8 protein-coding genes are annotated in these 10,187 nt (G+C 58.4%); 5 read left to right on the forward strand and 3 right to left on the reverse strand.

The window, feature by feature from the left end:
- Window positions 1-34: 34 nt before the first annotated feature.
- Window positions 35-499 carry a transketolase gene (locus AC07W7_RS02695; RefSeq protein WP_076960951.1) on the reverse strand — a complete coding sequence of 155 codons (465 nt, stop codon included), beginning with the start codon at window positions 497-499 and terminating at the stop codon, window positions 35-37.
- A gap of 39 nt (window positions 500-538) precedes the next feature.
- Window positions 539-1,555, reverse strand: a complete 1,017-nt coding sequence (locus tag AC07W7_RS02700) for a 1-aminocyclopropane-1-carboxylate deaminase (protein WP_495038604.1) — start codon at window positions 1,553-1,555, stop codon at window positions 539-541.
- A 198-nt stretch (window positions 1,556-1,753) separates the two neighbouring features.
- Between AC07W7_RS02700 and AC07W7_RS02705 the strand changes: the two genes are divergently transcribed.
- The 3 genes from AC07W7_RS02705 to AC07W7_RS02715 all read left to right on the forward strand — a co-directional run bounded on the left by AC07W7_RS02705 (window position 1,754) and on the right by AC07W7_RS02715 (window position 4,757).
- Complete coding sequence (locus AC07W7_RS02705; protein ID WP_169866348.1) at window positions 1,754-2,239, forward strand: Lrp/AsnC family transcriptional regulator; 486 nt, start codon at window positions 1,754-1,756, stop codon at window positions 2,237-2,239.
- Between the two features lie 67 nt (window positions 2,240-2,306).
- Window positions 2,307-2,681, forward strand: a complete 375-nt coding sequence (locus tag AC07W7_RS02710) for a RidA family protein (protein WP_076960948.1) — start codon at window positions 2,307-2,309, stop codon at window positions 2,679-2,681.
- Window positions 2,682-2,753: 72 nt separating this feature from the next.
- The gene (locus tag AC07W7_RS02715) at window positions 2,754-4,757 is read left to right on the forward strand and encodes a peptidase U32 family protein (RefSeq protein ID WP_495038605.1); all 2,004 of its coding nucleotides are present in this window, start codon (window positions 2,754-2,756) and stop codon (window positions 4,755-4,757) included.
- A gap of 55 nt (window positions 4,758-4,812) precedes the next feature.
- Here AC07W7_RS02715 and AC07W7_RS02720 read toward each other — a convergent pair whose 3' ends face one another.
- Window positions 4,813-7,221 carry a hypothetical protein gene (locus AC07W7_RS02720; protein ID WP_495038606.1) on the reverse strand — a complete coding sequence of 803 codons (2,409 nt, stop codon included), beginning with the start codon at window positions 7,219-7,221 and terminating at the stop codon, window positions 4,813-4,815.
- A gap of 466 nt (window positions 7,222-7,687) precedes the next feature.
- Between AC07W7_RS02720 and AC07W7_RS02725 the strand changes: the two genes are divergently transcribed.
- Both AC07W7_RS02725 and AC07W7_RS02730 read left to right on the forward strand, forming a co-directional pair.
- Window positions 7,688-9,097 carry a circularly permuted type 2 ATP-grasp protein gene (locus tag AC07W7_RS02725; RefSeq protein WP_495038607.1) on the forward strand — a complete coding sequence of 470 codons (1,410 nt, stop codon included), beginning with the start codon at window positions 7,688-7,690 and terminating at the stop codon, window positions 9,095-9,097.
- 2 nt (window positions 9,098-9,099) lie between these two features.
- Complete coding sequence (locus tag AC07W7_RS02730) at window positions 9,100-10,050, forward strand: alpha-E domain-containing protein (protein WP_076960941.1); 951 nt, start codon at window positions 9,100-9,102, stop codon at window positions 10,048-10,050.
- The last annotated feature ends 137 nt before the right edge of the window (window positions 10,051-10,187 follow it).

Here is a 10,187-nt window from a genome sequence, read left to right on the forward strand (position 1 = left end):
CTTCCCCGTTAAACTACCGCTGCGAGGACATCAGTCAAATGACCCCACGTGCCTGCAGCACGCTTTTCGCCAGACACCGGGTCGCCGATAACACCGCCTCCACTTGTCGATCCATCTGCACAGTTGAGGACGCGATTGCTCCAAGTTCGACAACGCGCAACGGGTGACCGCAGACGGATCCCAGCCAAGTCATACCGGGGTCCGTGCCCATTTCGACATCCAGTAAAAAGCTTCCGTGGGATACGGAGCGCAACAGTTGGCTGGCATGGCACACGTAGCCCCCAGCAGAGGGCTGCGGGCTGGACCCGTCCCGCAACCAGTCGGCCCTCAACGCCGCGGCTTGCTTGACGGCCAAATAAGCTACCTGGTCCCACTCATCAATAGCCACGTGCAGCCTGTCGATCATGTATTGGGGCAATGTGGCGCTGGTCACGATCACCACAGCGACATCCGCCGAAGGCGCCTTGATCCAGACTGCAAATTGCGTGATCCCATGCATGGCGATACTCCCGGCGGTTTGGTAGGAGCAGCTTGGTCATCAGCCGTTGCGAAACAGGAAGCTGTAGGCATTCAGCGCAGGCGCCCCGCCCAAGTGCGCATAAAGCACCTTCGAGCCTTCGGGGAACTCACCCCGGCGAACCATTTCAATCATCCCGTGCATGGACTTCCCTTCGTACACCGGATCGGTCAGCACGCCTTCCAGGCTCCCGCACAGACGAATGGCTTCCAGCGTGCCTTCGTTGGGCAACCCGTATTCCGGGTAGGCGAAGCGTGTATCGAGCACGACGTCGTCTTCGATGATCTCACGCCCCAGTTCCACCAGCTCGGCGGTGTGCCGGGCGATACGCAGGATCTGTGCCTTGGTTTTCTCTGGCTTGGCCGAGGCATCAATGCCGATAACGTTCTTCGAGCGGCCGTCTGCGGCGAAACCGACGATCATGCCGGCCTGGGTACTGCCGGTCACGGAGCAGACCACGATGTAGTCGAACGTGAACCCCAGTTGTTTTTCCTGCTCGCGCACTTCCTCGGCAAAGCCGACGAACCCAAGGCCGCCGTAGGGATGTTCAGAACAACCCGCCGGTATCGGGAATGGCTTGCCACCCCGCGCCAGCACATCGTTCATGGCCTTCTCCCAACTGGGCCGAATACCGATGTCGAACCCGGCGGCGTCCAGTCGGACGTCCGCCCCCATGATGCGGGACATCTCGATATTGCCGACCCGGTCATACACGGCATCGCTGTAGTTCACCCAGTTTTCCTGCACCAACACACACTTCATGCCCAGGTGAGCGGCAACGGCGGCCACTTGGCGGGTCTGGTTCGACTGGATGCCGCCGATGGAAACCAGGGTATCGCAGCCCTGCTCGATCGCTTCGGGAATCAAATATTCGAGCTTGCGCGTTTTGTTCCCGCCGAAGGCCAGGCCACTGTTGCAGTCTTCACGCTTGGCATACAACTCGACCTTGCCCCCCAGGTGTTGACTGAGGCGTTTCAAGGGCGTGATGGGTGAAGGGCCGAAGGTCAACGGATAACGTTCAAAACGATTCAAGTTCATGACTCTGCTCCTTGATTATTGGATATCCAAGCGCCAGGCCGAACGGCAAAGGTTGCATTCCAGGTTCTTTCAGGCAGGCTTCGATGAGTTCAATAGTAAGAAGATTTCTAAAAACATGTGTTGCAATCTTTTATTATTTAAAGAAACATAATTTCTTATTATAAAAATCAAACCTACTTTAATTGCGAATTAATCACCATGAACGCAATAAAAGCTTCAACGCCACAACCACTGGATCGAACCGACCGCGCTATTCTCAAGGCTCTGCAGCGAGATGCCTCCATCTCCAACGTGGCGCTGGCAGAGAAGGTGAAATTGAGTGCGCCGGCTTGCCTCAGGCGCGTCGAACGGCTCAAGCAAGCCGGCCTGATCAAGGGCATCGTCGCACTGCTGGACACTGTAGCGCTGGATGCGGGGATGGTGGTCTTGATCGGCGTGGTGCTGGATCGCTCTACACCGCAATCTTTCGCGGCATTCGAGGCGGCCGCACAAAAAGTGTCCGGCTGCATGGAGTGCCATGTGGTGACCGGGGAGTTCGACTACTTCATGTTGTTGCGCACCAAGGACAGTAACAGTTTCAACCGGCTCCACGCGGAGCAACTGCTTTACCTGCCTGGGGTGCGCCAGATCCGATCGTTCATGGGACTGCGCCAGGTCTTGTCGACCACCCACATTCCTCTTTGACGCTCCAACACAGGTTACGCCCGGTTAAACTGCCGGCCTGATCCACTTCTTGCATAAGAGAACCGCCATGTCCCACCTCGACTACACCCCCGACCTCGACCCCGATTCCATCTCCTCTGACGTCATCGGCTTCAACGGCATCCTGGTCTCCACACAGATCCCGGTGCGCGCTGATGGCAGCCTGGAACTGGGCGATATCACCGCGCAAAGCGAATGCACCCTGCAAGCCCTGAAGGTGGCCCTTGAGCGTGCCGGCAGCACCATGGACCGGGTCATGCACCTGACGATCTACCTCACCGACATGGCCGACCGCGCCGCGTTCAACGAGGTGTACAAGCGTTTCTTCGCCAAACCCTGGCCGGTCCGCGCGGCGGTTGGCGTGGCGGCGCTGGCGGTCGAAGGCATGCGGGTTGAAGTCACGGCGATGGCGGCCCAGGGATAAGTCCGGCGCACTATCAGACAAATCGCAGCTACAATGCGCACCTCAACCGTGACAAGCCTGACTAAAAAAACTATGTCCTTGCCCAAGCATCATCTGGAATTGCTCAGCCCTGCCCGCGATGTCGCCATCGCGCGCGAGGCTATCCTGCACGGCGCCGACGCTGTGTATATCGGCGGCCCGAGCTTCGGTGCGCGCCACAACGCCTGCAACGACGTGAGCGAGATCGCCCAACTGGTGGAATTCGCCCGTCGCTACCACGCCCGTGTGTTCACCACCCTCAACACCATCCTGCATGACGATGAACTGGAACCGGCGCGCAAGCTGATCCACCAGTTGTACGATGCCGGCGTGGATGCGCTGATCGTCCAGGACCTGGGGGTGATGGAGCTGGATATCCCGCCCATCGAGCTGCATGCCAGCACCCAGACCGACATCCGCACCCTGAACCGGGCCAAGTTCCTCGACCAGGCCGGGTTCTCCCAACTGGTGCTGGCCCGCGAGCTGAACCTTCAGGAAATCCGCGCGATTGCCGATGAGACCGATGCCGCCATCGAGTTCTTCATCCACGGCGCGTTGTGCGTGGCGTTTTCCGGGCAGTGCAATATTTCCCACGCGCAAAATGGCCGCAGCGCCAACCGTGGCGATTGCTCCCAGGCCTGCCGCCTGCCCTACACCCTCAAGGATGACCAGGGTCGCGTGGTGGCCTTTGAAAAACACCTGTTGTCGATGAAAGACAACAACCAGAGCGCCAACCTGCGCGCCCTGGTGGACGCCGGCGTGCGCTCGTTCAAGATCGAGGGCCGCTACAAGGACATGGGCTATGTGAAGAACATCACCGCCTATTACCGCCAGCGCCTGGACGAGATCCTCGAAGACCGCCCGGACCTGGCCCGCGCCTCCAGCGGGCGTACCGCGCATTTCTTCCTGCCGGACCCGGAAAAGACCTTCCACCGCGGCAGCACCGATTACTTCGTCAGTGACCGCAAGATTGATATCGGCGCCTTCGACACCCCAACCTTTACTGGCCTGCCGGTAGGCGTGGTGGAAAAAGCCGGCAAGCGCGACTTGCAGGTGATCACCCACGAGCCGCTGTCCAACGGTGACGGCCTCAACGTGCTGATCAAGCGTGAAGTCGTGGGTTTTCGCGCCAATATCGCCGAGCCCAAGGGTGAATTTGAAGAGGACGGCGAAAAGCGCTATCGCTACCGGGTCGAGCCCAACGAAATGCCGGCGGGCTTGCACCAGTTGCGGGCCAATCATCCGCTCAACCGCAACCTGGACCATAACTGGCAGCAAGCATTGCTCAAGACCTCGGCCGAGCGCCGGGTTGGCGTGTCCTGGCAGGCCTGCCTGCGCGAAGACCAGCTGCAACTGACCGCCACCAGTGAAGAAGGCGTGAGCGCCAGCACCACCCTGCCCGGCCCGTTCGGCGTGGCCAACAAGCCGGAACAGGCACTGGACACCCTGCGCGACCTGCTTGGCCAACTGGGCACCACCCAGTATCACGCCACGGCGATCGAGCTGGATGCGCCGCAGGCGTACTTTATTCCCAACTCGCAACTCAAGGCCCTGCGCCGTGATGTGATCGAGGCGCTGACGGTGGCCCGTGTCGAGGCCCACCCCCGGGGTGGCCGCAAAGCCGAAACTTCGCCGCCGCCGGTGTACCCGGAGTCGCACCTGTCGTTCCTGGCCAACGTCTACAACCAGAAGGCCCGCGACTTCTACCATCGCCATGGTGTGAAGTTGATCGACGCGGCCTACGAGGCCCACGAAGAAACCGGTGAAGTGCCGGTGATGATCACCAAGCACTGCCTGCGTTTCTCCTTCAACCTGTGCCCCAAGCAGGCCAAGGGCGTGACCGGCGTGCGCACCAAGGTCGCGCCGATGCAACTGATTCACGGCGATGAAGTACTGACCCTGAAATTCGACTGCAAGCCATGCGAAATGCATGTGGTGGGCAAGATCAAGGGGCATATCCTCGACCTGCCGTTGCCGGGCAGCGGTGTGCAGCAGCAGGTTGTGGGGCATATCAGCCCGGCGGACCTGCTCAAGACCATTCCCCGCGCGCCGCACTAAGGCCACCCCGCCGACGCCTGCTGCCACCACGGCCGTAGGCGTCGTTTTGGGCGGTTCAACTCACCAGAAATGATCCGGGCACATCGCCCTTGATGTAAAAAACTTCCAATTCTTTATTCGCAAGCTGATCAATCGCTTGCAAAAGTGTGGCCGGGGTGATTTTCCGCTGTTCTACCAATCGCTTACCGTCATTAAGAATAATGTCAGCAGCGGTGCGGAACGCCGGCTTATCCGCCGAGGTATTGACGGTAAAGACCGGAACGGCCGTTCCGCTGTCCTTTGAATATTGTTTGGCAAAACTGTTTACCTTTGACCTGCTTGCACTAAAAGACATGACCTCCCCCCCACTACCGCCCTGTCTGGCGGTATGTTTGATAATGGCCGCAAGATAGTCATCGCCTGATGTGGTCGTTCCGGCAGCACGTCTGAGACCTGTAGCGGCAGAATCTCCGGCAGCCGTATGGGCACGATAAATAACGGGAGGAACACTAAAGTTCTCTTTTTTGATACCTTCCAGCGAAGTGATTCTGGGCCTGGCGCCAGGCATTGCATTGCGTTGTTGCAGGAGTTTCTCAATGAAAATTTCATTCGGGGTGCCTGTGAATGGCTGTTGCGAAGGCCGCATTGTGGAACTGCCAACGCCTCCGCCGACATCCCCCCTTCTATTCCATACGCCTGCGCCGTCTGGCTTGGCGACAATACTGCTGCTTACCAGCTTCGTCGGGTCTTTCGGGTCTGGTATCCGTAAAAGGTAATGCACTCCGTCGCCTGCATCTGGCTTGTCGGCGACAAAATATTTTTTGCCCTTGAAGTTAATTTCTCGTGCAGCCAATTCACCTTTGGAAAGCGCAACAGCATTGGCTTTAAATTGCGCCACTCCCTTGGTCAATTCTTCGCTAGTATTCTGGGTCCATTTAAGTCCCTGTACACCGCCTTCCCATTTAACCCCCGGTACACCGAGACTGCGGGTGAACCCAAACATCTTATTAGTAAATGTTGCGAGTTTGGGCAAGGTCGACTCAACAAGTTGTATGCCGACTTTTGCAACACCGGTAGCAACTTTTTCGATCGGTAACATAAAAGAAAGAATATCTATCCATATTTTGGCCAACCCTTCTATTGGGCGGCCCGCAACTATAGCCTCGACGCCTTGCCAGAAGGGTACAAAACCTTTCAAGAACTCTCGACGGTGCTCTCTGGAGGCCTTGAATAACTTATAGTTCTCTCGGTCCTCCTTTTCTTCCGGTGTCACCCGCTCCGGGTCATCTTCTGCCATTTCCAGCAAATTCAGGTCTTTGACATAAAACAACTTGCTGGATATAGCGTGGGCAATGTCATTGAACCGCGCAGAAGACATGGTGTTCGGCATAACCTGTTCAGTAGGCTTTATAGGCGATTCGGGAAACTCACTGAGCAGTTCCAGGGAATAGAGTTTCGATCTGAATGCCTGGTTATCCGGTGGGGTGGCATGCTGGCGCTCAACTTTTGGCTGGTACTTTGTATCTTGTATGCTTGGTTTTTCCCAGGCGGTAAATTTGTCATCTTCAGTGCCGTCGGGTAGCGTTTTTTTGCCGATGGCACTGCTGCCGTTAAACACCCCGTTGTAGTCATCACGTCGGCGCGCCGTCCCGCGTTCTGGATCAATTTCATAGGCAGTTGTTTTGCCATTGTGTACCGCCTTGATAAGAACTTTCCCACGCTCCAATTCGTTGTCTGGCGGTGGTGGTTTCAGGGCATATATCCCGACCTTGCCGTACTCTATGGCGATCCGATCCTCCATAGGCAGTTTGGGGAACAGTTGTTTTATCAGCGTGCCATAGGCGTTTTTTTTGCTTGCCAGATCGGCCTTAAAGTCATCACCAAACTTTTTATCGTCATAGAGGGCCACTGGATATTTCTTATTGTTGGGGTCGTCATGGCCTTTAATCGGAGAAATCATTTGCGTACCGGTGAAATAGTTTTTCCTTGTCGGCACAGGCCCGGCGAGGCTGGAAATGGCATGAGCCATATCTTCCAGGTATTGGTCCAGGGCTGATGACGCGGTATGGATCTGCTTTTCTGTGTAATGGGTTTGCTCGGCAATAATACCGTTGGCCACGGCCCACTCCAGCGTCGGTCCCACTCTTGTCCCGGCAATCACCAGTTTTTGCTCAGGCGTAACCGCCTCGGCACTCATTTTGGTTGGATAAGCGATCAACTCTTCCCGGGTCATCCCCTTGGACGAACCCGGCGCAATCATCTCTGCAAGATTGACCCCATGCTGGTAGTTCACCCATACCGCTGAAGATTTGGGCTGCCCCGCAGGGGTGTCTTGTGCGCTTGCAAAAAGAGGAGGAAGGCTGACTGACGTGGCAGCCCCGGCAGGCGAATCAACCGAACGAGGCACACGTTGCAAGGAAGGCCCTTCTTGGCGGGGAATAGCCGGATAGTGGGCGCCGGGAAAACCAATGGTGTTGTTTTGCATGATGACGCCTCCTCTTCAGTAACGGAGTTTTCCCGAAGGCATGCAGGACACGCAGTCTTTGGGGGCCTCTCCCTGTGTGGCGTTAAAGTAGGACCTTGTTCCGAAAAACATCCCAGGGCCTGGCCATCGCGCATCTGTCTCCAGCACCCACCCCGCTGCCCGCACCATTCTGGAGCAGACCCCGGCCTATTTACTGCACCGTACTTGCGCACGCCAGCCCGATAACAAGCTGACACACCTTGTTCTTCTACCAAAGGCCATTCAGGCACAGCCATTGCTTACCTCTGTAACACCCTGCCTACCTCAGGTGAACACAGGAGCAAACGTTACCCCCCGACTCAGAGCCGACTCCAAAAGAAAGTAAGGACCCGGTCCGTTGGCGCCAAAAGCCACGGGCTTATAACAATGCGTTTTCTAAAGCGGCAGTGCCTGTCGCGTTTTCCCAGGCACTGACAAGGTAATTGGAATGGCTCGATCTTTCTTTGATGAAATGCATGACGCACAGGGCGTATGCCGTGCGCACTACCAGGAATTTTCCCGCTGGCTGGCCAACACCCCGCCGGAGCTGCTGGCCCAGCGCCGCCGTGAGGCCGACCTCCTGTTCCATCGCGCCGGGATCACCTTCACCCTGTACGGTGACGAACAAGACACCGAGCGCCTGATCCCTTTCGATATCATCCCGCGCAGCATCCCCGCCAGTGAGTGGAGCCTGATCGAACGCGGCTGTATCCAGCGGGTCAATGCGCTGAACATGTTCCTCGCCGATATCTACCACGACCAGCGCATTATCAAGGCCGGGATCATTCCCGCCGAGCAGGTGCTGGGCAATGAAGGCTATCAGAAGGCCATGGTCGGCCTGGACCTGCACCGCCACATCTACTCCCACATTTCCGGCATCGACCTGGTGCGCGATGGCGACGGCACCTACTACGTCCTCGAAGACAACCTGCGCACGCCCAGCGGTGTGAGCTACATGCTCGAAGACCGCAAGATGATGATGCGCCTGTTCCCGGAGGTGTTTGCCAAGCAGCGCATCGCGCCGGTGGATCACTACCCCAACCTGCTGCTCAAGACCCTGAAAAGTGCCAGCCGCCTGGACAACCCCAATGTGGTGGTGCTGACCCCGGGGCGTTTTAACAGCGCGTTTTTCGAGCACGCGTTCCTGGCCAGGGAAATGGGGGTGGAACTGGTCGAAGGGGCCGACCTGTTCGTGCACGACCTCAAGGTGTTCATGCGCACCACCGATGGCCCGAAAGCCGTGGATGTGATCTACCGGCGCATCGACGACGCCTTTCTCGACCCCCAGGCCTTCAACCCCGAATCCATGCTCGGCGTACCGGGCCTGGTGGCGGCCTACTGCGCCGGCAACGTGGTACTGGCCAATGCCATCGGCACCGGCGTGGCCGACGACAAATCCATCTACCCCTATGTGCCGCAGATGATCCGTTTCTACCTGGATGAAGAACCGGTGTTGCAAAACGTGCCGACATTCCAGTGCCGCAAGCCGGACGAACTGTCCCACGTACTGGCGCACTTGCCCGAGCTGGTGGTCAAGGAAACCCAGGGCTCTGGCGGCTACGGCATGCTGGTGGGCCCGGCCGCTTCGGCGGCGCAGATCGAGGACTTCCGTCAACGCATCAAAGCCCGGCCCCATGCCTATATCGCCCAGCCGACCCTGAGCCTGTCCACCTGCCCGACCTTTGTCGAAAACGGCATTGCCCCACGGCATATCGACCTGCGCCCGTTCGTGCTGTCGGGCAAGGAGACGCGCCTGGTGCCGGGTGGCCTGACCCGGGTGGCGCTGCGTGAAGGCTCATTGATCGTCAACTCGTCGCAAGGCGGCGGAACCAAGGACACCTGGGTGGTGGAGGGCTGAGTATGCTGAGTAGAACCGCCGCAGATCTGTATTGGATGTCGCGCTACCTGGAACGCGCGGAAAACCTGGCGCGCATGCTGGAGGTCAGCTATTCGCTGTCGCTGATGCCACACGCCGGGCGCAGCGATGGCCTGGACGAACTGGCGATGTCGCTGCTCAGCAGTGGCACCCTGGACAGCTACCTGGAGCGCCATCAACAACTGGACGCCGAGCGCATGCTGCATTTTTTTGCCCTCGACGAAGAAAACCCCGCCAGTATCTACAACTGCCTGCGCGCCGCCCGGGGCAATGCCCATGCCGTGCGTGGGCGGATCACCGCCGACATGTGGGAAAACCTCAACGCCACCTGGCTGGAAATGCGCAGCATCGCCGCCGGCGGCCTGGCGCGCCATGGCATCAGCCACTTCTGTGACTGGGTCAAGCAGCGCTCCCACCTGTTCCGTGGCGCCACGTCCGGCACCATCATGCGCAACGATGCCTATCGTTTTATCCGCCTGGGCACCTTTGTCGAGCGTGCCGACAACACCTTGCGCCTGCTGGATGCGCGTTACGAAATGTTTGGTGAGGAGTCCGAAGAAGTCAGCGACCTGTCCGCCCGTGGCTACTACCAGTGGAGCGCCCTGCTGCGGGCCTTGTCGTCATTCGAGGCCTACACCGAGCTGTACCCCAATGCGCTGAATGCACGCTCGGTGTCGGAGCTGCTGCTGTTGCGCAGCGATGTGCCGCGTTCGTTGCATGCGTGTGTCGAGGAGTTGAGCCATATTCTCGCCGACCTGCCGGGCAGCTACGGCCGCACGGCCCAGCGCCTGGCGGCGGAGTTTGAAGCGCGGCTGCGCTACACCGGTATCGACGAGATCCTCGAAGAAGGCCTGCACAGCCGGCTGACCGAGTTTATCGACACCGTGCGCGAACTGGCACGGGCGATCCACAGCTCGTACCTGGAGGTGGTGTAAGCCCCCATCCCCTCTGTGGGAGCGGGCATAGGTATCTACACAACTTTCTTTTGGGGATGAGTACATATCCATTGCTGCGGTAACGGCCACTTAGGGTTCCGCCCTGACGGCGGCTCACTTTTGAAAAGCGCAAAAGT

This window comes from Pseudomonas sp. GW821-FHT01D09, assembly GCF_059422465.1.